Annotated in this window: 19 protein-coding genes; 10 read left to right on the forward strand and 9 right to left on the reverse strand. The window is 70.1% G+C overall.

Features of this window, described 5'->3' with window-relative positions; all coding sequences use genetic code 11:
* Window positions 1–67 precede the first annotated feature (67 nt).
* The 3 genes from TSO221_RS13910 to TSO221_RS13920 are packed head-to-tail and all read left to right on the forward strand — an operon-like array spanning window position 68 to window position 3558.
* On the forward strand, window positions 68–2077 hold the full coding sequence (locus tag TSO221_RS13910) for a thioredoxin domain-containing protein (RefSeq protein ID WP_109119102.1): 2010 nt from the start codon (window positions 68–70) through the stop codon (window positions 2075–2077).
* A 4-nt stretch (window positions 2078–2081) separates the two neighbouring features.
* Window positions 2082–2543, forward strand: a complete 462-nt coding sequence (locus TSO221_RS13915; protein ID WP_109119103.1) for a methylated-DNA--[protein]-cysteine S-methyltransferase — start codon at window positions 2082–2084, stop codon at window positions 2541–2543.
* A 37-nt stretch (window positions 2544–2580) separates the two neighbouring features.
* Window positions 2581–3558 (forward strand): quinone oxidoreductase, encoded by a 978-nt coding sequence (locus TSO221_RS13920; protein ID WP_109119104.1) that lies wholly within the window; start codon window positions 2581–2583, stop codon window positions 3556–3558.
* Window positions 3559–3659: 101 nt separating this feature from the next.
* Here TSO221_RS13920 and dnaQ read toward each other — a convergent pair whose 3' ends face one another.
* From dnaQ to TSO221_RS13945, 5 genes are all read right to left on the reverse strand, one after another.
* Complete coding sequence (gene dnaQ, locus TSO221_RS13925; RefSeq protein ID WP_109119121.1) at window positions 3660–4337, reverse strand: DNA polymerase III subunit epsilon; 678 nt, start codon at window positions 4335–4337, stop codon at window positions 3660–3662.
* A gap of 4 nt (window positions 4338–4341) precedes the next feature.
* On the reverse strand, window positions 4342–4986 hold the full coding sequence (gene coaE / locus TSO221_RS13930; protein ID WP_109119105.1) for a dephospho-CoA kinase: 645 nt from the start codon (window positions 4984–4986) through the stop codon (window positions 4342–4344).
* Between the two features lie 183 nt (window positions 4987–5169).
* Entirely contained in the window at window positions 5170–6009 is an 840-nt protein-coding gene (locus tag TSO221_RS13935) for a shikimate dehydrogenase (RefSeq protein WP_109119106.1), read from the reverse strand.
* Window positions 6006–6602: a Maf family protein gene (locus tag TSO221_RS13940; protein WP_109119107.1), complete on the reverse strand. Its 597-nt coding sequence runs from the start codon at window positions 6600–6602 to the stop codon at window positions 6006–6008. The genes TSO221_RS13935 and TSO221_RS13940 overlap by 4 nt, the downstream gene beginning before the upstream one ends.
* A complete protein-coding gene (locus TSO221_RS13945; protein WP_109119122.1) occupies window positions 6599–7423 on the reverse strand; it encodes a pyruvate, water dikinase regulatory protein in 825 nt (274 codons plus the stop codon). Before TSO221_RS13945 ends, TSO221_RS13940 begins: the two co-directional genes overlap by 4 nt.
* 433 nt (window positions 7424–7856) lie before the next feature.
* Between TSO221_RS13945 and hemE the strand changes: the two genes are divergently transcribed.
* The 3 genes from hemE to hemJ are packed head-to-tail and all read left to right on the forward strand — an operon-like array spanning window position 7857 to window position 10448.
* The gene (gene hemE, locus TSO221_RS13950) at window positions 7857–8882 is read left to right on the forward strand and encodes a uroporphyrinogen decarboxylase (protein ID WP_109119108.1); all 1026 of its coding nucleotides are present in this window, start codon (window positions 7857–7859) and stop codon (window positions 8880–8882) included.
* A gap of 46 nt (window positions 8883–8928) precedes the next feature.
* Entirely contained in the window at window positions 8929–9984 is a 1056-nt protein-coding gene (hemH, locus tag TSO221_RS13955) for a ferrochelatase (protein WP_109119109.1), read from the forward strand.
* Between the two features lie 32 nt (window positions 9985–10016).
* Window positions 10017–10448: a protoporphyrinogen oxidase HemJ gene (gene hemJ, locus TSO221_RS13960; protein WP_109119110.1), complete on the forward strand. Its 432-nt coding sequence runs from the start codon at window positions 10017–10019 to the stop codon at window positions 10446–10448.
* Between the two features lie 86 nt (window positions 10449–10534).
* On the opposite strand, the gene TSO221_RS13965 is transcribed toward hemJ, so the two are convergent.
* Window positions 10535–13255, reverse strand: a complete 2721-nt coding sequence (locus TSO221_RS13965; RefSeq protein ID WP_247878046.1) for an HAD-IC family P-type ATPase — start codon at window positions 13253–13255, stop codon at window positions 10535–10537.
* Window positions 13256–13621: 366 nt separating this feature from the next.
* Between TSO221_RS13965 and rho the strand changes: the two genes are divergently transcribed.
* Window positions 13622–14878: a transcription termination factor Rho gene (gene rho, locus TSO221_RS13970; protein WP_109119112.1), complete on the forward strand. Its 1257-nt coding sequence runs from the start codon at window positions 13622–13624 to the stop codon at window positions 14876–14878.
* Between the two features lie 182 nt (window positions 14879–15060).
* Here rho and secB read toward each other — a convergent pair whose 3' ends face one another.
* A complete protein-coding gene (secB, locus tag TSO221_RS13975) occupies window positions 15061–15549 on the reverse strand; it encodes a protein-export chaperone SecB (RefSeq protein WP_109119113.1) in 489 nt (162 codons plus the stop codon).
* An 87-nt stretch (window positions 15550–15636) separates the two neighbouring features.
* Window positions 15637–16164 (reverse strand): FxsA family protein, encoded by a 528-nt coding sequence (locus tag TSO221_RS13980; protein WP_109119114.1) that lies wholly within the window; start codon window positions 16162–16164, stop codon window positions 15637–15639.
* A gap of 147 nt (window positions 16165–16311) precedes the next feature.
* On the opposite strand from TSO221_RS13980, the gene TSO221_RS13985 reads away from it, so the two are divergent.
* Complete coding sequence (locus TSO221_RS13985) at window positions 16312–16977, forward strand: Tim44/TimA family putative adaptor protein (RefSeq protein WP_109119115.1); 666 nt, start codon at window positions 16312–16314, stop codon at window positions 16975–16977.
* A 5-nt stretch (window positions 16978–16982) separates the two neighbouring features.
* Entirely contained in the window at window positions 16983–18140 is a 1158-nt protein-coding gene (locus tag TSO221_RS13990) for a murein transglycosylase A (RefSeq protein WP_247878047.1), read from the forward strand.
* Window positions 18141–18368: 228 nt separating this feature from the next.
* Here TSO221_RS13990 and TSO221_RS13995 read toward each other — a convergent pair whose 3' ends face one another.
* Window positions 18369–20060 carry a cache domain-containing protein gene (locus TSO221_RS13995; protein WP_109119117.1) on the reverse strand — a complete coding sequence of 564 codons (1692 nt, stop codon included), beginning with the start codon at window positions 20058–20060 and terminating at the stop codon, window positions 18369–18371.
* Between the two features lie 178 nt (window positions 20061–20238).
* Here TSO221_RS13995 and TSO221_RS14000 point away from each other — a divergent pair, with 178 nt between their 5' ends.
* Window positions 20239–21105, forward strand: coding sequence for a DUF1206 domain-containing protein (locus tag TSO221_RS14000; protein WP_109119118.1), 867 nt, complete (start codon window positions 20239–20241; stop codon window positions 21103–21105).
* Window positions 21106–21240 lie beyond the last annotated feature (135 nt).

Below are 21240 nucleotides of genomic sequence, written 5' to 3' on the forward strand. Positions count from 1 at the left end.
AGGAAGCCCTGGCGCAACGCCACCTCCGTGCCATCCTTAGTGCTGGAACAAGACCGGAAGGCGCACGATGTCCGCCAATCTGCTGGACCGCGAGACCAGCCCGTACCTGCTGCAGCACAAGGACAATCCCGTCCACTGGATGGCCTGGGGGCCGGACGCCTTCGCCCGCGCGCACGCGGAGGACAAGCCGATCCTGCTGTCTGTCGGCTACGCCGCCTGCCACTGGTGCCACGTGATGGCGCACGAGAGCTTCGAGAACCCGGCCATCGCCGCGGTGATGAACGAGCTGTTCGTCACCGTGAAGGTCGACCGGGAGGAGCGGCCGGACGTCGACCACATCTACCAGAACGCCCTGGCGCTGCTGGGCCAGCAGGGCGGCTGGCCGCTGACCATGTTCCTGACGCCCGGCGGCGAGCCGTTCTGGGGCGGCACCTACTTCCCGCCCGCCGCACGCTACGGCCGGCCGGGGTTCGAAGAGGTGCTGCGGGGGGTGGAAAACGTCTACCGCCGCGATCCGGCGAAGATCCGGGGCAACGTCACGGCGCTGAAGGACGCGCTCGCCCAGCTCGGCCAGAACCGGCCGGGGGAGGGGGTCGAACCGGCGCTCCTCGACCAGATCGCCGAGCGACTGGCGCGCGAGATCGACCCGGCGCACGGCGGCTTCGGCGGGGCGCCGAAATTCCCGCAGGTGTCGGTCTTCGAGCTGCTGTGGCGGGCCTGGAAGCGCACCGGCCGCCCGCCCTACCGCGAGGCGGTGATGACCACGCTGGCGCACATGAGCCAGGGCGGCATCTACGACCATCTCGGCGGCGGCTTCGCCCGCTACTCGGTGGACGAGGCGTGGCTGGTGCCGCACTTCGAGAAGATGCTCTATGACAACGCCCAGCTGATCGACTTGGCTACGCTGGCCTGGCAGGAGACGCGCGAACCGTTGTTCGCCGCCCGCGTGCGCGAGACCGCCACCTGGGTGCTGCGCGAGATGGTGGCGGAGGGCGGCGGCTTCGCCAGCACGCTCGACGCCGACAGCGAAGGCGAGGAGGGCAGGTTCTACGTCTGGCACGAGGCGGAGATCGATGACCTGCTGGGTGCCGACGCGACCCTCTTCAAGACATGGTACGGGGTGACGGCGCGCGGCAACTTCGAGGGCGCCACCATCCTCAACCGCCTGCACACCATTGAATCCGCCGGCCTGGAGACCGAGACCGAACTGGCCCGCCTGCGTCACGTGCTGTTCGAGGCCCGCAAGGGCCGCGTGCGGCCGGGCTGGGACGACAAGGTGCTGGCCGACTGGAACGGCCTGATGATCGCGGCGCTGGCCAACGCGGGCAGCGTGTTCGAGGAACCCGCCTGGATCGCCGCCGCGCAGCGCGCCTACGCCTTCGTGCGCGAGCGCATGACGGTGGACGGGCGGCTGGGGCACAGCTTCCGCACCGGGCAGTTGAAGCACGCGGCGACATTGGACGACTACGCCAACATGGCGCGGGCTGCCCTGGCGCTGCATGAGGCGACCGGCGACGCCGACGCGCTGGCGCAGGCGCGGGCCTGGGTGGAGATGGTGGACAGGCATTACTGGGACCGTGCGGCGGGCGGCTATTTCTTCACCGCGGACGACGCCGGCGACCTGATCCTGCGCACCAAGACCGCTTACGACTCGGCCACGCCCAGCGGCAACGGCACGCTGGTCGGCGTGCTGGCGCGCCTGCACCTGGCGACCGGGGAGGCGGCGTACCGGGAACGGGCCCAGGCGCTGGTCAACGCCTTCTCCGGCGAGGTGACGCGCAACTTCTTCCCGCTCGCCACCTTGCTGAACAACACCGAGCTGTTGCACGATCCTCTGCAGGTGGTGCTGGTCGGCGACCCGGCCGAGACCCACGCGCTGAAGCGCGTGGTGCTGGAGCGCTCGCTGCCGAACCGGGTGCTGACGGTGGTGCCGCCGCAGGCGGAGCTGCCGGCCGGACATCCGGCGCACGGCAAGGGCGCGGTCGGCGATCGCGGCACCGCCTATGTCTGCGCCGGCATGACCTGCTCGCCGCCGGTCACCGAGCCGCAGGCGTTGGCCCAGCTTCTGGAGCGCTGATCCCATGCCCAGCCTGACCGTTCCCAGCCCGCTCGGGCCCCTGACCCTCACCAGCGCCGGCGGCGCGCTGACCTCCCTGGACTGGCGCGACGGGCCGGCCGAGGGTGGCGACCCGGTTCTGGACGAGGCCGCGCGGCAGCTCGCCGACTACTTCGCCGGAAAGCGCGCCAACTTCGACCTGCCGATGCGGCCGGCCGGCACCGCGTTCCAGCAGCGGGTGTGGGAACTGATGTCCCGCATCCCTTACGGCCAGACCCTAACCTACGGCGCGATGGCGCGCGAGCTGGGCTCGGCGGCGCGGGCGGTCGGCGGGGCCTGCGGGCGCAACCCGTTGCCGATCCTTATCCCTTGCCACCGGGTGGTTGGCGGGGGCGGGGCGCCGGGCGGCTATTCCGGCTTCGGCGGGGTGGAGACCAAGGCGTGGCTGCTCGGCCACGAACGGCGCATGAGCCTGGTGCATCCGTAATACCCAACAACGACCGAGAGAGAAGGGGGAAATCCGCATGGTCCATGCCATCCGCATCCATGAGTACGGCGGGCCGGAGGCGTTGCGCTGGGACGAGGTGGAGGTCGGGGATCCGGGTCCGGGCGAGGTCCGGCTGCGCCAGACCGCGGTGGGGCTGAACTACATCGACACCTATCACCGCACCGGCGCCTACAAGATGCCGCAGCTGCCCGCCATCATCGGCGCCGCGGCGGCCGGCGTGGTCGAGGCTGTGGGGCCGAAGGTCACCGCGCTGAAGGTGGGCGACCGCGTCGCCTATGCCCCGACCGCCGGCGGCGCCTACACCCAGGCGCGCGTCATGTCGTCCGAGCGGCTGGTGCCGCTGCCGAGCTGGATCGGCGAGGAGCAGGCCGCCGGCATGATGCTGCAGGGGATGACGGCGCAGTACCTGCTGCGCTCCACCTACCGGGTTCAGCCGGGCGATACCATCCTGGTGCAGGCCGCGGCCGGTGCGGTCGGGCTGATCCTCTGCCAGTGGGCGAAGCACCTGGGCGCCACGGTGATCGGCACGGTCAGCACCGACGAGAAGGCCGAACTGGCCCGCGCGTACGGCTGCGACCACCCGATCGTCTACAGCCGCGAGGACTTCCCGGTGCGGGTCAAGGAGATCACCGGCGGGCAGGGGGTTCCGGTGGTCTACGACGGCGTCGGCAAGACGACCTTCATGGCCAGCCTGGATTGCCTGCGGCCGCGCGGCCTGATGGTGCTGTTCGGGGCGGCGTCGGGACCGCCGGCACCGCTGGACCTGGGCGTGCTGGCGGCCAAGGGCTCGCTGTACGTGACGCGGCCGACGCTGTTCACCTACGTCAACAAGCGGGACGATTTGATGTCGAGCGCCGCCGACCTGTTCGACGTGGTGCACGCGGGCGGAGTCAAGATCGACGTGCGGCAGACCTATCCGCTGCGGGACGCCGAGCAAGCGCACCGGGCGCTGGAAGGACGGCAGACGACGGGGTCGACGGTGTTGATCCCGTGAACACTTGCCCCCACCCCTGACCCCTCCCCCGCTTCGCAGGGGAGGGGAAAGCTCCTCCCCCTGCGAAGCGGGGGAGGGTGGGAAGGGGGCAATACGGGCGGTTACTCCTCCGCCCAGATCGCGTTCTTGATCTTGCCGACCATCTCCGCATGCGCCGCCAGTTCAGCCTCGCTCGGCTGGAAGACGCGCGGCTCGCGGTAGGGCCGATCGATGCTGATCACCGGGCCGCCGCCCTTCGCCGCAGGACCGCCGGCCAGCGCGAGGCCGGCCTGCCGGCCGCCCATCAGCTCCAGATAGACCTCACCCAGCAGCTGGGAGTCGAGCAGCGCGCCGTGGAAGGTGCGGCTGGAATTGTCGATGTTGAAGCGCTTGCAGAGCGCGTCCAGCGTCGCCGGCGAGCCGGGAAAGCGCTGGCGCACCATCATCAGCGTGTCTACGGCCGTGTTCTTCAGCGCCGGGAAGCCGGCCCACTTCAGCTCGGCGTTCAGGAAGGCCATGTCGAACGCGGCGTTGTGGATGACCAGCGGCGACTCGCCGATGAACTCCAGGAACTCGCCGACCACCTCGGTGAACAGCGGCTTGTCGGCGAGGAACTCGTCGGTCAGGCCGTGCACGGCGCTGGCCTCGGGCGGGACCGGGCGCATCGGGTTGATGTAGACGTGGAACTTGCCGCCGGTGGCCACGTGGTTGATCAGCTCGATGCAGCCGATTTCCACGAGGCGGTGACCCTCTTCGGGCTTGAAGCCGGTGGTCTCGGTGTCGAGGACGATCTCGCGCACGCTCTCAGCCATGGGTGCTGTCTCCGGGGTGGAAGCCGCGCGGCGGCCAATGCCGCCCGGGAATCCGTTTCGCTTTGGCAATTATTTCTCGCAGAGCCCTTCGCGTGGCTAGGCGGCCGTCGCCGGTGTTCACGACGAAATCGGCGCGCCGGCGCTTCTCCGCGTCGGGTGTCTGGCGGGCGAGGATACCCGCGAACTTCTCCGGCGTCATGCCCGGCCGCGCCAGCACGCGCGCTTTCTGCACGGCCGAGGGAGCCGTGACGACGATGACGCGGTCGACACGGCGCTCGCCATGGGTCTCGAAGAGCAGGGGGATGTCCAGGCAGGCGACGCGGACGCCGCGCATGGCCGCCTGCCGGAGGAAAGCGCGCTGCGCGTCCTGGACGCGCGGGTGCAGGATGGCCTCCAGCGCCTTGAGAGCGGGGGGGTTGCCGAACACCGCGGCGCCGAGGGCACGGCGGTCGACGGCGCCGTCCTTGATCACGCCGGGAAAGACGGCGTCGATAGCGGCCACCGCGGCGCCGCCCCGGCCGGTCAGGCGGTGGACGAGGGCGTCGGAGTCGCAAACCGGGACGCCCATGGACTTGAGCATGCGGGCGGCGGTGCTCTTGCCCATGCCGATGGAGCCGGTGAGACCGAGAATCAGCATGGGGGAGTGCTTGCCACACGTGCCCCCACCCCTGACCCCTCCCCCGCTGCGCAGGGGAGGGGAAAAGCTCCTCCCCCTGCGAAGCTCACGCGCAAACCTTTGGTTTGCGCTGACGCGGCAGGCGGATCTTCGATCCGCCGAGAGCGGGGGGAGGTCGGGAGGGGGGCAATACACTTGGTCATCTCACACACCCAGCACGAACCGCCGCAGTTCCTCGGTCACCTCCGGCTCGACACCGAACCACGCGGCGAACCCCGGCCGCGCCTGGTGCAGCAGCATGCCGAGGCCGTCCACCACCCGGTTGCCGCGGGCTTGCGCCGCCGCCAGCAGCGGGGTGATCAGCGGCGTGTAGACGATGTCGGTGACCACCGCGGCCGGCGCAAGGGCTTTCAGGGAGAGATCCAGCGGCGGCTGGCCGTGCATGCCCTGGGTGGTGGTGTTCACCAGCAGGGCGGCGTCGGCCAGCAATGTTTCACGTGAAACCCAGTCGAAGACGCGCACGCCGTCGCCGATGTCCGCGGCCAGCGCCTCGGCCCGCGCGCGGGTGCGGTTGAGCAGCCAGACCTCCGGCGCGCCATCGTCGATCAGCGACGCCACCACCGCGCGCGCCGCCCCACCGGCGCCGAGCACCACCGCCGGCCCGGCGCCCGCCATCCAGCCGGGGGCGCCGGCCTTGAGGTTCTCCAGGAAGCCGAAGCCGTCGGTGTTGCGGCCCTCCAGGCTGCCGTCGGCGCGCACCACGATGGTGTTCACCGCGCCGGCCCGCTTGGCGGTCTCGTCCAGGTGGTCGACGGCGGCGGCGGCAGCCTCCTTGTGCGGGACGGTGACGTTGCAGCCGCGAAACCCGAGGGCGGGGAGGGCGCGGATCGCCTCAGCCGCGCGCTCCGGCGGGACAGCGAGGGGGACGTAGGCGCCGTCGATGCCGTACCGCTCCAGCCAGAAACCGTGCAGGCGGGGCGAGCGCGAGTGCCCGACCGGCCAGCCCATGACGCCGGCCAGCTTGGCCTTGCCGCTGATGATCATGCCCTGAGAATCCCCTGGTCGCGCAGGAAGCCGAGCACCGGCAGCAGCGGCAGGCCGAGGACGGTGAAGAAGTCGCCCTCCACCCGCTCGAACAGTTGCGCGCCCAGGCCTTCCAGATGGTAGACGCCGACGGAGTGCAGCACGTCGTCGCCGGCGGTGTCGAGATAGTGGTCGAGGAAGTCGTCGCCGAATGGGCGCATGGCCAGGGTTGCGCTGTCCACCGTCTCCCACAGCCGCACGCCGTCGCGCACCACCACGGCGGCGCTGACCAGCCGGTGCGTGCGGCCGCGCAGGACGGCGAGGTGGGCGGCGGCCCGGGCGCGGTCCTCCGGCTTGTCGAAGCAGACGCCCTCGCACTCCAGCATCTGGTCGGCGCCGAGCACCAGCGCGCCGGGGTGACGCAGCGACACGGCGTGCGCCTTGCGCTCAGCCAGGATGTCGGCGGTCGCCTCGACGGTGGCGCCGGCGGCGCGGCACTGGTGCTTGACGGCGTCCTCGTCGATGCCAGCGGGGTCGCAGATCACCGGCACGCCGGCGCGCTCCAGCATTGCGGCGCGGGCGCGCGAGGCGGAGGCCAGGATCAGCGCGCTCATGTCACCGGACCGCCGCCCTGCCGCCGCGCCAGCAGCATCATGATCTCCGCCGCGGTCTCCTCGATGGAGCGGCGGGAAACGTCGATCACCGGCCAGCCGTTGCGGCTGAACATGCGCCGCGCCTCGGTCACCTCGGCGCGCACCACCTCGGGGTCGACGTAGGTGGAGGTGTCGCCCTGGTTCAGCAGCTTCAGCCGGTTGCGGCGGATCTGGATCAGGCGGTCGGGGTCCTTGGTCAGGCCAACGATCAGCGGGCGGGTCAGCTTCGCCAGCTCCGGCGGCAGGGGGCAGCCGGGGACGATCGGGATGTTCGCCGCCTTGACGCCGCGGTTCGCCAGATAGATGCAGGTCGGCGTCTTCGAGGTGCGCGACACGCCGAGCAGCACCACGTCCGCCTCGTGCAGGTCCCAGCCGGACTGGCCGTCGTCGTGCGACAGCGCGAAGTCCATGGCGTCCATGCGGCCGAAGTACTCGGCGTCCAGAGCGTGCTGGCGGCCGGGCTGGCGCTGCGACTCCAGGCCGAGATAGGCGGCAAGAGCGTTGATCAGCGGGTCGAGCACCGGAATACAGGGCACCTGCACCTCGCGGCAGAAGTCCTGCAGCTTGCGGCGCAGCCCCTCGTCCACCAGCGTGAACATCACGAGTCCGGGATGCGCGCGGACGGCGTCGAGCACCAGCTCCAGCTGGCGCTCGGTGCGCACCAGGTTCCAGAAGTGCTCGATCGGACGCACTTGGTCGAACTGGATCACACAGGCGCGGGCCACGCTGTTGATCGTCTCGCCGGTCGCGTCGGAGACCAGGTGTAGGTGAAACTCTCTCATCATCCCCAACATTCTGTGGAGAACTGGTCGTCGGTCTGTGGATGGACGGCTTCGAGCCGATTCCATCCCCGCTGCGGGACTCTCCACCCCCGTGTCGGCACCCACCGGGACAACCCGGCCGACCGGTTCGGAAGGCGTGGAAAGCGGGCCTCGCACGCGCAGTTTATCCCCAGGACTCCCACGGTTCCAGTGCCAGAGATTCCGCGGTGCAGCGCGGAGTCGTTCCCGAGTCATCCACACCGAAACCCCCAGGCCGGATTTCCGTTCGCCGGACCTGTGGATGATTCCGGTGCAAGCCGGGATCACCGTTATCCACAGGCATCCACTATCCCCCTCCATTTCTTCCAATAAGAGTCATAATGAGATAGAGGAGAGGCGTGACGAACCCTCTCGCGTGAAGGGACAGATACCGGTGCCGGACGTTCGTAAGCCCATGCTCGCCACCCTCAAGGGTGAGGCCTGCCAATCGCCGCCGTTCTGGCTGATGCGCCAGGCCGGCCGATACCTGCCCGAGTACCGGGAGCTGCGCGCCAAGGCCGGGTCGTTCCTCGACCTCTGCTACAATCCGGAATTCGCCACCGAAGTCACGCTGCAGCCGATCCGCCGCTACGGCATGGACGCGGCGATCCTGTTCTCCGACATCCTGGTGGTGCCGCATGCGCTCGGCCAGCCGCTCGACTACCTGGAAGGCGAGGGGCCGAAGCTCGATCCCGTCCGCAGCGCCGGGGAGCTGAAGCGGCTGTCGACAGCCAACTTCCATGACCGGCTGGCGCCGGTCTACGAGACGGTGCGCCGCCTGTCGAAGGCGCTGCCGCCGGAGGTGACGCTGATCGGCTTCGCCGGCTCGCCGTGGACGGTGGCGACCTACATGGTGGAGGGCGGCGGCTCCAAGGAGTTCGCGCACATCAAGACCTGGGCCTACAAGGATCCGGTCGGCTTCGGAGCGCTGATCGACCTGCTGGTCGATGTCACCGCCGACTACCTGATCGCGCAGATCGACGCGGGCGCGGAGACGGTGCAGCTGTTCGACAGCTGGGCCGGCGTGCTGCCGGTGGGCGCCTTCCGCCGCTACGTCATCGAGCCGACGCGGCGCATCGTCGCCAAGATCAAGGCCAAGCACCCGAACACCCCGGTGATCGGCTTTCCGCGCGGCGCCGGGCTGCTGTACGAGGACTACGTGACCGAAGCGGGGGTCGACGCCGTCGGCCTCGACACCACGGTGCCGCCGGTCTGGGCGGCGCGCAATCTGCAGACGCGGCTGCCGGTGCAGGGCAACCTCGACCCGATCCTGCTGGTGGCGGGCGGCGAGGCGCAGCGCAAGGCGGTGGACGAGATCCTCGAGGCGCTGGCGGGCCGGCCGTTCGTCTTCAACCTCGGCCACGGGATCACCCAGCAGACACCGCCGGAGCATGTCGCCGCGCTGGCCAAGCAGATCAAGGCGTGGCCGGAGCGGGGGTAAAGCCCCCCTCCCGGGGCGGGAGAGGGTCTGTTAAGCTCACGCCGCTATGACCATGCTGACACCCAAACGCACCGCCGTCGTCCTGTTCAACCTCGGTGGCCCGGACGAGCCGGACGCCATCCGGCCGTTTCTGTTCAACCTGTTCTACGACCCGTCGATCATCGGCGCACCGACGCCGATCCGCTTCCTGCTGGCGAACTTCATCGCCCGCCGGCGCGAGAAGCCGGCGCGGGAGATCTACGGGTTGATCGGCGGCAAGTCGCCGCTGCTGGAGAACACCCAGGCGCAGGCCGCGGCGCTCGACGCGGTGCTGAACGCCGACGGACAGGGCGAGGTGCGCAGCTTCATCGCCATGCGCTACTGGCACCCGATGAGCACCGAGACCGCCGCGGCGGTGAAGGAGTTCGCCCCGGACCTCGTGGTGCTGCTGCCGCTCTACCCGCAATGGTCGACCACGACCTCGGCCTCCAGCCTGCGCGTCTGGCGCGAGGCGGCGGAGACGGTCGGGCTGAAGGCCGAGACGCGGGTGGTCTGCTGCTACCCGACCGAGCCGGGGTTCGTTGCGGCCTCGGCCAACCTGATCCGGCCGGCCTACGAGGAGGCGTCGAAGCACGGCGCGCCGCGCGTGCTGTTCTCGGCGCACGGGCTGCCGAAGCGGGTGGTGGCGGCCGGCGACCCGTACCAGCAGCAGTGCGAGCGCACGGCGCAGGCGATAGCCAGTGCGCTGGACATCCCCGGGCTGGACTGGGTGAACTGCTACCAGAGCCGGGTCGGCCCGCTGGAATGGATCGGCCCGTCGACCGACGCCGAGATCCGCCGCGCCGGGCAGGACAAGGTGCCGATCCTGATCGTGCCCATCGCCTTCGTGTCGGAGCATTCCGAGACGCTGGTCGAGATCGAGATCGAGTACCGTCACCTGGCGCAGCACGAGGGCGTGCCGCACTTCGCCCGGGTGCCGACGGTGGGCACCGAGCCGGCCTTCATCGGCGGGCTGGCGCGGCTGGTGCGGCAGAGCATGGAATGCGATCGCTTCATGTGCTCGCAGACCAAGGGGCGGCTGTGCCCGACGGGCTTTTCCGGATGCCCGCAACGCGCTAACTAAAGCGTGAACTCGGCAGGGAAGGGGAGAGGCCCGTGACGTATCTCTGGGTCAAGGCGCTGCACGTCATCAGCATCATCGCCTGGATGGCGGGCCTGCTGTACCTGCCGCGGCTGTTCGTCTACCACACCCAGGCGGCGCCGGGGTCGGAGGCGTCGGAGACCTTCAAGGTGATGGAGCGCCGGCTGCTGCGCGCCATCATGAACCCGGCGATGATCGCGGCCTGGGTGTTCGGCGTCAGCATGATCGCCATCGACCCGACGCTGTTCCAACAGGGCGGCTGGCTGCACGCCAAGCTGCTGTTCGTGCTGGGGCTGACCGCGACGCACATGATGATGGCGCGCTGGCGCAAGGACTTCGAGGCGGACCGCAACACCCGGCCGCAGCGCTTCTTCCGCGTCTGGAACGAGGTGCCGACGCTGCTGATGATCGGCATCGTGATCTTCGTGATCGTGAAGCCGTTTTAGTTCTCTCTCCCGCCCCGGGAGAGGGAGGGACCCGCTCGGAACGAGCGGGAGGGTGAGGGTGCCTGCAAGGATCCTCGCGATGCCCCTCACCCGGCGCCTACGGCGCCACCCTCTCCCGGGACGGGAGAGGGATTCAAATGCCGCCGCGTCCACGCCTTCTCCGTCTCGACCGTCAGGAAGATCGCCAAGCCGGCGCCGGCCATCAGCACCCAGTCGGTCCAGTCGACCGCAGCCGTACCGAACAGCGCCTGCAGCGGCGGGGCGTAGGTGAAGGCCAGCTGCAAGGCCGCCATCAGCGCAATGGAGAGCCACACCGGGCGGCTGCCGAACAGCGCCCGCAGGCTCAGCACCGGCGCCAGGATGGCGCGGGCGTTCAGCAGGAAGAAGATCTCGCCGACCACCAGCGCGTTGACCGCCATGGTGCGCGCCGCTTCGATGGCGTCGCCATGGGCGAGGTGCAGGTGGAAGAAGCCGAAGCTTGCCGCCACCAGCAGCACCATCACCAGCAGCATGCGCACCACCAGGAAGCGCGCCAGGATCGGCTCGTCCTGCGGACGCGGAGGGCGGGCCATGACGCCGGGCTCCGCCGGCTCGAAAGCCAGGGCGAGGCCGAGGGTGACGGCCGTCACCATGTTGACCCAGAGGATCTGCACCGCGGTGATCGGCAGCGTTGTGCCGGTCAGCACCGCCAGCAGGATCACCAGCGCCTGTCCGCCGTTGGTCGGCAGCATGAACAGGATGGTCTTGCGCAAATTGTCGTAGACGGTGCGCCCCTCCTCGACCGCGTGGACGATGGAGGCGAAGTTGTCATCGGCCAGGACCATGCTCGCCGCTTCCTTGGCCGCCTCGGTGCCATTGCGGCCCATCGCCACGCCGACGTCGGCGCGCTTGAGGGCGGGCGCGTCGTTCACGCCGTCGCCGGTCATCGCCACCGACCGGCCGGCAGCCTGCAACGCGGTGACGAGGCGCAGCTTGTGCTCCGGCGTGGTGCGGGCGAAGACGCCGTTGCCACGGGCGGCGGTGGCAAAGGCCGTGTCGTCCATACGGTCCAGCTCGGGGCCGGTGACCACGCCGCCGGTCAGGCCGAAGCGGTGGCCGATGGCGCCGGCGGTGGCGGCGTGGTCGCCGGTGATCATCTTCACCGTGATGCCGGCGGCCTGGCAGGCCTGGACGGCGCACAGCGCCTCCTGGCGCGGCGGGTCGATCAGGCCGCACAGGCCGAGCAGGGTCAACCCCTCCTCCAGGTCGGCGAGGTTCAACTCGCCCAGGCTGAGCGGCGTGCGGCGGATCGCCAGGGCGATGACGCGCTGCCCCTCGGCGCCCAGCTCGGCGGCACGGGCGGCCCAGCGGCCGCGGTCGAGCGGGGAGGAGGCGCCGTCGCTCAGTTCGGTCTCACAGCGGGCGATCACCCGTTCCGGCGCGCCCTTGAGGACGATCAGGCCGTGGCCGGCGTGGTCGTGGTGCAGGGTGGCCATGAACTGCTGCTCGGACTCGAAGGGCACGGCGTCACGGCGCGGGCAGCGGCCGAGCTCCTCGGCCGGGTCGACGCCGGCCTTCATGGCGAAGGTGAGCAGCGCCCCGTCGGTGGGGTCGCCGGTCAGCGTCCAGTCTCCACCCGGGTCGCGGTGCAGGGCGGCGTCGTTGCACAGCAGGGCGGCGCGGGCAAGGGTGGTCAGGTCTGCCTCGGCGGCGGGGTCGACCAGGGTGCCGTCGCGGTGGATGTCTCCTTCGGGGCGGTAGCCGCTGCCGCCGACGGCGTAGGTGGCCGCGGCGGTCATCACGGTCTGCACGGTCAGTTCGTTGCGGGTCAGCGTGCCGGTCTTGTCGGAGCAGATGACGCCGACCGAGCCCAGCGTCTCCACCGCCGGCAGATGGCGGATGATGGCGTTGCGCCGCGCCATGCGGGTGACGCCGATGGCCAGCGTGATGGTCATCACCGCCGGCAGCCCCTCGGGGATGGCGGCGACGGCGAGGCCGACGGCGGCCAGCACCATGTCCTGCCAAGGCTCGTGCATGACGAGGCTGCCGTAGGCGAAGGTGACGACGGCCAGCACCAGGATCAGCACCGTCAGCCAGCGCCCGAACGCCGCCATCTGCGCCAGCAGCGGCGTGGTCAGCGTCTGCACCGAGGCCAACAGGTGGCCGATGCGGCCGATCTCCGTGGCGTCACCGGTGGCGACCACGATGCCGGTGCCCTGACCCTGCGCCACCAGCGTGCCGGCGTAAGCCATGCCGGCACGGTCGCCGAGGGCCGCGTCCTCCGCCACCGCGGCGGGGTCCTTGGCGACGGGCACGGACTCGCCGGTCAACGCCGCCTCCTGCACGCGCAGGCCCTTGGCGCGCTCGATGCGCAGGTCGGCGGGGACGCGGTCGCCGGAGGCGAGGAGCACGCGGTCGCCGGGCACCAGGTCCTCGGCCGGCAGGGTGACCGCCTCGCCGCCGCGCAGCGCGATGGCCTGCGGCGAGAGCATGCCGCGGATGGCGGCCAGTGCCTGCTCCGCCTTGCCCTCCTGGAGGAAGCCGATGAGCGCGTTGACCACCACGACGCCGAAGATGACGCCGGCGTCGGTCCAATGGCCCAGAAGCAGCGCCAGCGCGCCCGACGCCAGCAGCACGTAGATCAGGATGTTATCGAACTGTTTGAGGAAGCGCAGCCATCCCGGGCGTGGCTTTGGCGGAGTCAGGCGGTTCGGGCCGACGCGGGCGAGGCGGTCGGCGGCCTCGGCCGGGCTGAGGCCTTCGGGCGGGGAGGCGAGGGCGGCGGCGGTCTCGGCGGGGGGGACGGCGTGCCAGGGGGTCTCGGTCACGGCGGGCACCTGCGGTGGCGGATCCTGCCCGCCTTACGTCGTGCCGCGGCGTGGCCTATGCCAGATGGTGCGACAAAACTCGCCGGTCGGGAACATCACCGTCTCGCTTTCGTTTGACTTGGCAAGCGGGATTCGATACCCATGTGTCGACCGCGGGGTTTCGCTCCGCGGGAAGCTCCTCCGTACCTGATCCGTACCACACCTGATCTGCAAAGATCCGACGCCCCGGCCCCCGCCTTATCGCCGGGCGCGGCGAGCGAAGGGAAATCCTCCGCCCCCGCCGTGTCTCCACTCCCGACGCTGTCGTCGTCGGCACGGGACTCGCAGCCACACCTCCCCCACGCCCGACCTGCCCATAGGCCCCCGATGAATCTCCAAGAGTTGAAGTGCAAGAGCCCCGCCGAGTTGCTGGCGTTCGCGGAGGAGCTCCAGATCGAGAACGCGTCGACCCTGCGCAAGCAGGACATGATGTTCGCCATCCTCAAGCAGCTGGCGGAAAACGACATCCCGATCTACGGCGACGGCGTGCTGGAGGTGCTGCAGGACGGCTTCGGCTTCCTGCGCTCGCCGGAGGCGAACTACCTGCCCGGTCCGGACGACATCTACGTCAGCCCGAGCCAAGTGCGCCGCTTCGGCCTGCGCACCGGCGACACGGTGGAGGGGCAGATCCGCGCGCCGAAGGACGGCGAGCGGTACTTCGCTCTCCTCAAGGTCAACACCATCAACTTCGACGCGCCGGAAAAGGTGCGCCACCGCATCAACTTCGACAACCTGACGCCGCTCTACCCCGACGAGCGCCTGCGCATGGAAGTCGAGGACCCGACCAAGAAGAACTTCACCGGCCGCATCATCGACCTCGTCGCCCCGCTCGGTAAGGGCCAGCGCGGGCTGATCGTCGCCCCGCCGCGCACCGGCAAGACGGTGATGCTGCAGAACATCGCCCACTCGATCGCCACCAACCATCCCGAGGCCTACCTGATCGTGCTGCTCATCGACGAGCGGCCGGAAGAGGTGACGGACATGGCGCGCAGCGTGCGCGGCGAGGTCATCAGCTCGACCTTCGACGAGCCGGCGACCCGCCACGTGCAGGTGGCCGAGATGGTGATCGAGAAGGCCAAGCGCCTGGTCGAGCACAAGCGCGACGTGGTGATCCTGCTGGACTCCATCACCCGCCTGGCGCGCGCCTACAACACGGTGGTGCCCAGCTCCGGCAAGGTGCTGACCGGTGGCGTCGACGCCAACGCGCTGCAGCGGCCGAAGCGCTTCTTCGGCGCGGCCCGCAACATCGAGGAGGGCGGCTCGCTGACCATCATCGCGACCGCGCTGATCGACACCGGCAGCCGCATGGACGAGGTGATCTTCGAAGAGTTCAAGGGCACCGGCAACTCGGAGATCGTGCTGGACCGCAAGCTCTCCGACAAGCGCACCTTCCCGGCCATCGACGTGTCCAAGTCCGGCACCCGCAAGGAGGAGCTGCTGGTCGACAAGGGCACCATGTCGAAGATGTGGATCCTCCGGCGAATCCTGATGCCGATGGGCGTGACGGACGCGGTCGACTTCCTGGTCGACAAGCTGAAGTACACCAAGAGCAACAACGACTTCTTCGAGTCGATGAATCAGTAGGATTTTTCTCGGCTCTCGACCGCCCCTCTATTCCGTCATCCCCGCGAAGGCGGGGATGACGGCCAAAAGAGAGTCGTCGATGGCGGGGTGGAGAGCCGGAGGATTCTCGTTCCGGAAACGCAATAAAAAACGCGAGGGCTGAAACCCTCGCGTTTTTTGTTTTCAGGTCAAGGTGTTGGCGATCAGAACGCCGTCTCTTGCCCGCCCTCGCCCTGCTCGGCGGCGCCCATCTGGCGGCGGTAGAGGTCGGCGAAGTCGATGGGGTTCAGCATCAGCGGCGGGTAGCCGCCCTCGCGCGTCGCGTCCGCGACGATGGCGCGGGCGAACGGGAACAGCAGGCGCGGGCCCTCGATCATCAGGATCGGGCGCAGGTGCTCCTGCGGGATGCCAGCGAGCTGGAACAGGCCGCCGTAGGACAGCTCGACCAGGAAGGCGACCGTCTCACCCTGCTTCGCCTCGGCGCGCAGCTGCAGCGACACCTCGTAAATGTCGTCGGCGGCCGGGCGCACCTGCACGTCGACGCCGATGTTCACCTGCGGCTGCGGCTGGCCGGGCAGCAGGGTCTGCGGCGCGTTCGGGTTCTCGAACGACAAATCCTTGACGTACTGGGCAAGGACATTCATCGGCAGCGTGCCGGGGCCCTGATCCTGGCCGTTGGACTGATCCGACATGAACGAACTCCTGGCCGGAAACCGGCCGCTGGCGGTTGTGAACTGTGGTCCCGCTGGCTAGCACGGATCTCGGGTACGAACAACCTGTCAGGGGCGCCGGTCCGGGCCCTTGTCCCCGTCCGCGCCCCAGCGGGATTCCTCGAGGCGCGGGGCGTCCGCCGCCACCTCGGTGTACTCGACGTCGATGACCTGACCGGTGCGGGTGGTGCCGGCGGGGCCGCCGGGCGTGCCGTTGGTCCACACCTTCAGCGACCCGGCGGCGCGCAGACGGTTCAACAGCCAGCGGCCCAACGCGTCGCGCGGGAACGGCAGCAGAAGCAGCAGGGCGACGACGTCGGTGAGGAAGCCGGGGATCATCAGCAGGATGGCGCCGGCCACCACGCAGAAGCCCTGGAACACCGCACCGACCGGCAGCTCGCCGCGCTCCAGCGTCTCCTGCGCGCGCCGCAGCGTGGCGAGGCCCTGGTGGCGCAGCAGCAGCGACCCGGCGAAGAACGCCGCGACGATCAGCAGCACCGTCGGTCCGGCGCCGATCCAGGTTCCCACCTGGATCATCACGGCGATCTCCAGCACCGGCAGGAGGAGAAGCAGCAGCACCAGCGGATTCATGCCCATCCTTGCTCTTTCAGGGCCGAGGGCCTATCTAGTCGAGGGAAACGTCGCCGGTCGTCACGATCGGGCGACCCCGTTCGGCGCATCGACCTGCAAGACTTAATGTGTGCGGGCCGGACGGTCCAGGCCAATCCCTGAAGGACAGGCGCAATGGGTGAAGGGTTCGTGTTCATCGAGATCGTCATCTTCGCGATGATCGCCGCGTTTCTGGTCTACCGGCTGCGCAGCGTGCTCGGCCGCCGCACCGGCGAGGAGCGTCCCCGGCCCAACCCCTTCACCGCGCCCCCGGCCCGGCCCGACAACGTGGTCGCGATGCCGCCGCGCGCCGCGGCCGACGCGCCCTACGCGCCGGACGAGCCGGTGTCGCTGGCCGAGGCGCTGAAGCAGATCCACGCCGCCGACCCGACCTTCGACGAGAAGACCTTCCTCCAGGGTGCCCGCGGCGCCTTCCAGATGGTGGTCGAGGCCTTCGCCGCCGGCGACACCGCGACGCTGCGGCCGCTGCTGTCGGACGACGTGTACGACAACTTCGTCCAGGCGATCCGCCACCGCCAGTCGGCCGGCGAGACTCTGGAGACCCGCATCGACCGCATCCGCGACGCCGACGTGATCGAGGCCCGCCTGGACGGCCGCGACGCGCTGGTCACCGTCAAGTTCGTCTCCGACCAGATCAACCTGGTGCGCAACGCCGCCGGCGAGATCACCGACGGCGATCCGAAGCAGCCGGTCGAGGTGGTCGACATCTGGACCTTCCGCCGCAACATCCGCGCCCGCGACCCGAACTGGGCGCTGGTCGAGACGCGCACCCCGAATTGATCCCTGTGAGCCGGAAGCATCGGGCCGCCGGGCTGGCGTTGCTGGCCCTGGCGGCCTGTGCGCGTCCGGAGCCACCGCCGGACACGCTGACCCTCGCGCCGGCGTCATTTTCCGACCTGCCGGGCTGGGCCGCCGACCGCGTCGCCGAGGCGGTGCCGGCGCTGGCCCGCTCCTGCGCCAAGATCCGCACGCTGCCGCCTGGGCGGGCGTTGGGCGTCGGCGGCACGGCGGGCGACTGGCTGCCGCCCTGCGAGGCGCTGGCCGGTGTGCCGGCCGGCGACGACGCGGCGGCGCGCGCCTATTTCGAGCGCTGGTTCACCCCCTACGCCGCCGGCAACAATGGCGTACGGCGTGGGCTGTTCACCGGCTACTACGAGCCGGAGCTGAAGGGGACGCGGGCGCCGTCGGCGGCCTTCCCGGCGCCGCTCTACAAGCGACCGCCGGATCTGGTGATGGTCGAGCTGGCCGATTTCGGCGAGCAGTGGAAGGGCCAGCGCATCGCCGGCCGGGTGCTCGCCGGCCGGCTCAAGCCCTACGAGGATCGCGCCGCCATCGAGGCCGGCGCGCTGCGCGGCAAGGGGCTGGAGCTGCTGTGGGTCGACGACCCGGTCGGCGCGTTCTTCCTGCAGATCCAGGGCTCGGGACGGGTGACGCTGCCGGACGGCCGGGAGGTCCGCGTCGGCTACGCCGGCCAGAACGGCCACAAGTACGTCGCCATCGGCAAGGAGCTGATCGACCGCGGCGAGCTGACGCGCGAGGAGGTCTCGTTGCAGAGCATCCGCGCGTGGCTGCAGGCGCACCCGGATCAGGCGGCGGACCTGATGAACCGGAACCCGTCCTACGTCTTCTTCCAGGAACTGACCGGCGACCAGCCGAACGGCGCCCAGGGGGTGCCGCTGACGCCGCGGCGCAGCCTCGCCGTCGACCCGAAGTTCGTGCCGTACGGGATGCCGGTGTGGCTCGACGCCGAGGACCCGGTGAACGCCGGTGCACGGCTGCGCCGGCTGCTGGTGGCGCAGGACACCGGCGGCGCGATCCGCGGCCCCGTGCGCGGCGACGTGTTCTGGGGGCACGGGCCGGACGCCGAACAGCGCGCCGGGGTGATGAAGAGCGCCGGGGAATACTGGCTGCTGCTGCCCAGGGGGGTGACGCCGGCGGGCTGATGCCGTCGGCGCTCTTGCACTTTCCCACATGGTCATCCCCGCGAAGGCGGGGATCCATAACTCCCAAAGCGAGGGGTCGTGGAACGTATGGATCCCCGCCTTCGCGGGGATGACGGCCAATAAAGTGTCTGGAGCGACGTTTTCCGCCCGCCGCCTGAAACAAAAGCCCCTCCCGGTGAGGGGAGGGGCGAGTTTCAGGGAGGAACGCCGAACGCCGGGCTGCGCGGCTCAGCCCGCGCGCACCTTGGTGAGGAAGGCGGAGACCTGATGGCGGAGCTGCTCGCTCTGCTGGCTCAGGCTCCGGGTGGTGTCGGTGACGTGCGTCGCGCACTGGCCGGTCTCGCCCACCACCAGCGTTACCCCGGCGATCTTCTCGCTGACGTGGGTGGTGCCGCGCGCCGCGTCCTGGACGTTGCGGGCGATCTCGCGCGTGGTCTGGGCCTGCTGGTCGATGGCCGCGGCGATCGAGGCGGAGATGGCGTCGATGCGGCCGATGGTGGCGCTGATGGTCTCGATCTCCGTGGCCGCGCCGCGCGTGGCGGACTGGATGCCCTCGATCTGGGCGGAGATCTCCTCGGTGGCGCGGGCGGTCTGGTTGGCCAGCGCCTTCACCTCGCTGGCCACCACGGCGAAGCCCTTGCCCGCTTCACCGGCGCGCGCCGCCTCGATGGTGGCGTTGAGCGCCAGCAGGTTGGTCTGCCCGGCGATCTGCTGGATGAGCTGCACCACCTCGCCGATCTTGCGGGCGGCGTCGGAGAGCTGCTGCATGCGGGTGCTGCTGGCCTGGGCCTCGGTGACCGCGCCGCGGGTCATGGTAGCGGCCTCGCCGACCTGGCGGGTGATCTCGGCGATGGAGGCCGACAGCTCCTCGGACGCCGCGGCGACGGCCTGCACGTTGGAGGTCGTCAGGCCGGCAGTGGTCGACACCTCGGCCGCCTCGCCGGACGCGCGCCCGCTCATGGTCGCCAGCTGCTGGGCCGACGCGCTGAGGTCGCGCGCCGCGGTGCCGACCGCATCGACGATGCCGGACACACCGGCCTCGAAATTGGCCGCGACTTCCGCCAGCTCGCGGCGGCGGCGCGTCTCCGCGTCGCTCTTCTGGCGTTCCTGCTCGGTGCGCAGGCGCTCCATCTCCCTGGCGTTGTTGCGGAAGACCTCCACGGTCGCCGCCATCTCACCGATCTCGTCGCGCCGGCCGGCCTCCGCGACGGCGACGTCGAGCCGCCCGTCGGCGATCTGCCGCATCCGGTCGCGCAGCGCGTTCAGCGAGCGGCAGGTCCCGCGGGTGATCAGGAAGGCGACGATGGCGGCGGGCACCGCCAGCACCAGGGTGACCAGGGAGAAGCGCAGCAGCTGCGCGGCGAACTCGGCCTGGATGTCGTCGATGTAGACGCCGGTGCCGATCATCGCATTCCACGGCTTGAACAGCTGGACGTAGCTCAGCTTCGGCGACGGCTTTTCCTGACCGGGGCGAGGGTAGTGGTAATCGACCACGGCGCCGTCGGCGGTCTTCAGCCCGTCGATGAACGAGCCGACGATCAGCTTGCCGTTGGAGTCCTTGAGGCCCAGGCGGTTGGTACCGACCTGCTGCGGGAAGCCGCCGTTGGCGAGCGCGATGCCGTCCATCCCGATGACGAAGAGGTATTCGCCGTCGCCGTAGCGCATGCCGTGCACGATGGTGCGGAACCTCTCCTGCGCCTGCTCGCGCGTCGCGCGGCCGGCCTTCACCTCGTCCTCGAGGGTCTTGGCGATGCCGGCGGCGGTCTCGACGATGGAGCGCAGGGAGTCGACCCGGCTGTCGATCATCATCCGGTGGATCGACGCCGCCGCCAGCGCGGTGGCCACGCCGACCGCGACCAGCGTCACCACGAGAGGCAGCCACAGCTTGCGGCTGAGCTTCATGTTGTCCAGGACTCGCATGCAGGCGTACTCCCGTTCCGGCCGTTGCTGGCCTATTCAATAGTTTTACTATCTAACGAAAAAATGAACGGGATATTACCGGCGCAAGACGCCGGCGGGTCCGGGCTGCGTGAGCCCTTCGGAACCTAAGCAATTCCCCTCCGTTCCTCCTCCCACATTCACCGTGGGGAGATCGGCGATGTCGGCGCCGCACGTGCAGACCCAGATCGAAGGACTGGCGCGCCTGGGCTATGCGGCGCGCGGCGTGGTGTACGTGATCATCGGCTGGCTCGCCGTCACCGCGGCGCAGGGACACAACCACCCGACCGACAGCAAGGGCGCGCTGGCCGAGCTGTTCGACAAGCCGTTCGGCACCGTGCTGCTGGCCGTCGTGGCGCTCGGGCTGGCGGGGTACGCGCTGTGGCGGGTGGTCGGCGCCGTCGCCGACGTCGACCGGCGCGGCCGTGACGCCAAGGGGCTGGTGGTGCGCGCCGGGCACCTGATCGCCGGCGGCATCCACGCGGCGCTCGCTCTCTATTGCCTGAGGCTGCTGGCCGGGCGGGGCGGGCACGAGACCAGCGAGAGCACGGCGCGCGACTGGACCGCGCGGCTGCTGGAACTGCCGCTCGGCGACTGGCTGGTGGCGGCGGTGGGGATCGGCATCGCCGGCTTCGGCGTCAGCCAGATCCTGCGCGCCTGGAAGGCCGACTTCCTGCCGGCGCTCGCCTGCGACCATAGGACCGCGCGCGTCGTCAAGCCGCTGGGGCAGGCCGGGTTCGCGGCGCGCGGCGTGGTGTTCGTGCTGGTCGGGATGTTCTTCGTGCTGGCCGCGTGGCACGCCAACGCCATGGAATCCGGCGGCATGATCAAGGCCTTCCGCTGGATGCAGGCGCAGCCCTTCGGGCCGTGGCTGCTCGGGATCGTGGCGCTGGGGCTGCTGGCGTTCGGGCTGTTCAGCCTGGTGCAGGCGGTCTACCGCCGCATCGACAGCGAAGGCGCGATGCGGCGGATCGATGATTCCCTTTCCCGTCCCGGGAGAGGGTGGCCGGCGAAGCCGGCCGGGTGAGGGTAAATTCAAGAATCCTTGGACGGCACCCCCACCCTCCCACGCTATGCGTGGGGCCCCTCCACCGGTCGCCCGCAAGTCGGGCGACCGCGCTCCGCCTACGATCGCCTTCGGCGCCCGTTGCCTGCGGCACCG

Origin of the sequence: Azospirillum sp. TSO22-1 (assembly GCF_003116015.1) — a bacterium.
Taxonomy (GTDB): Bacteria; Pseudomonadota; Alphaproteobacteria; order Azospirillales; family Azospirillaceae; genus Azospirillum.

Excerpts from the sequence above, each read along its gene's own strand:
- TSO221_RS13985 (WP_109119115.1), top strand. The coding sequence starts at position 16,312 with ATGGGTGAAGGGTTCGTGTTCATCGAGATCGTCATCTTCGCGATGATC.
- TSO221_RS13935 (WP_109119106.1), bottom strand. The coding sequence starts at position 6,009 with ATGATCATCAGCGGCAAGGCCAAGCTGGCCGGCGTCATGGGCTGGCCG.
- TSO221_RS13920 (WP_109119104.1), top strand. The coding sequence starts at position 2,581 with ATGGTCCATGCCATCCGCATCCATGAGTACGGCGGGCCGGAGGCGTTG.
- hemE (WP_109119108.1), top strand. The coding sequence starts at position 7,857 with ATGCTCGCCACCCTCAAGGGTGAGGCCTGCCAATCGCCGCCGTTCTGG.
- TSO221_RS13910 (WP_109119102.1), top strand. The coding sequence starts at position 68 with ATGTCCGCCAATCTGCTGGACCGCGAGACCAGCCCGTACCTGCTGCAG.
- TSO221_RS13940 (WP_109119107.1), bottom strand. The coding sequence starts at position 6,602 with ATGAGCGCGCTGATCCTGGCCTCCGCCTCGCGCGCCCGCGCCGCAATG.
- TSO221_RS13995 (WP_109119117.1), bottom strand. The coding sequence starts at position 20,060 with ATGCGAGTCCTGGACAACATGAAGCTCAGCCGCAAGCTGTGGCTGCCT.
- TSO221_RS13915 (WP_109119103.1), top strand. The coding sequence starts at position 2,082 with ATGCCCAGCCTGACCGTTCCCAGCCCGCTCGGGCCCCTGACCCTCACC.
- coaE (WP_109119105.1), bottom strand. The coding sequence starts at position 4,986 with ATGCTGATTCTCGGTCTCACCGGCTCCATCGGCATGGGCAAGAGCACC.
- TSO221_RS13945 (WP_109119122.1), bottom strand. The coding sequence starts at position 7,423 with ATGAGAGAGTTTCACCTACACCTGGTCTCCGACGCGACCGGCGAGACG.
- secB (WP_109119113.1), bottom strand. The coding sequence starts at position 15,549 with ATGTCGGATCAGTCCAACGGCCAGGATCAGGGCCCCGGCACGCTGCCG.
- TSO221_RS14000 (WP_109119118.1), top strand. The coding sequence starts at position 20,239 with ATGTCGGCGCCGCACGTGCAGACCCAGATCGAAGGACTGGCGCGCCTG.
- rho (WP_109119112.1), top strand. The coding sequence starts at position 13,622 with ATGAATCTCCAAGAGTTGAAGTGCAAGAGCCCCGCCGAGTTGCTGGCG.
- TSO221_RS13980 (WP_109119114.1), bottom strand. The coding sequence starts at position 16,164 with ATGGGCATGAATCCGCTGGTGCTGCTGCTTCTCCTCCTGCCGGTGCTG.
- hemH (WP_109119109.1), top strand. The coding sequence starts at position 8,929 with ATGACCATGCTGACACCCAAACGCACCGCCGTCGTCCTGTTCAACCTC.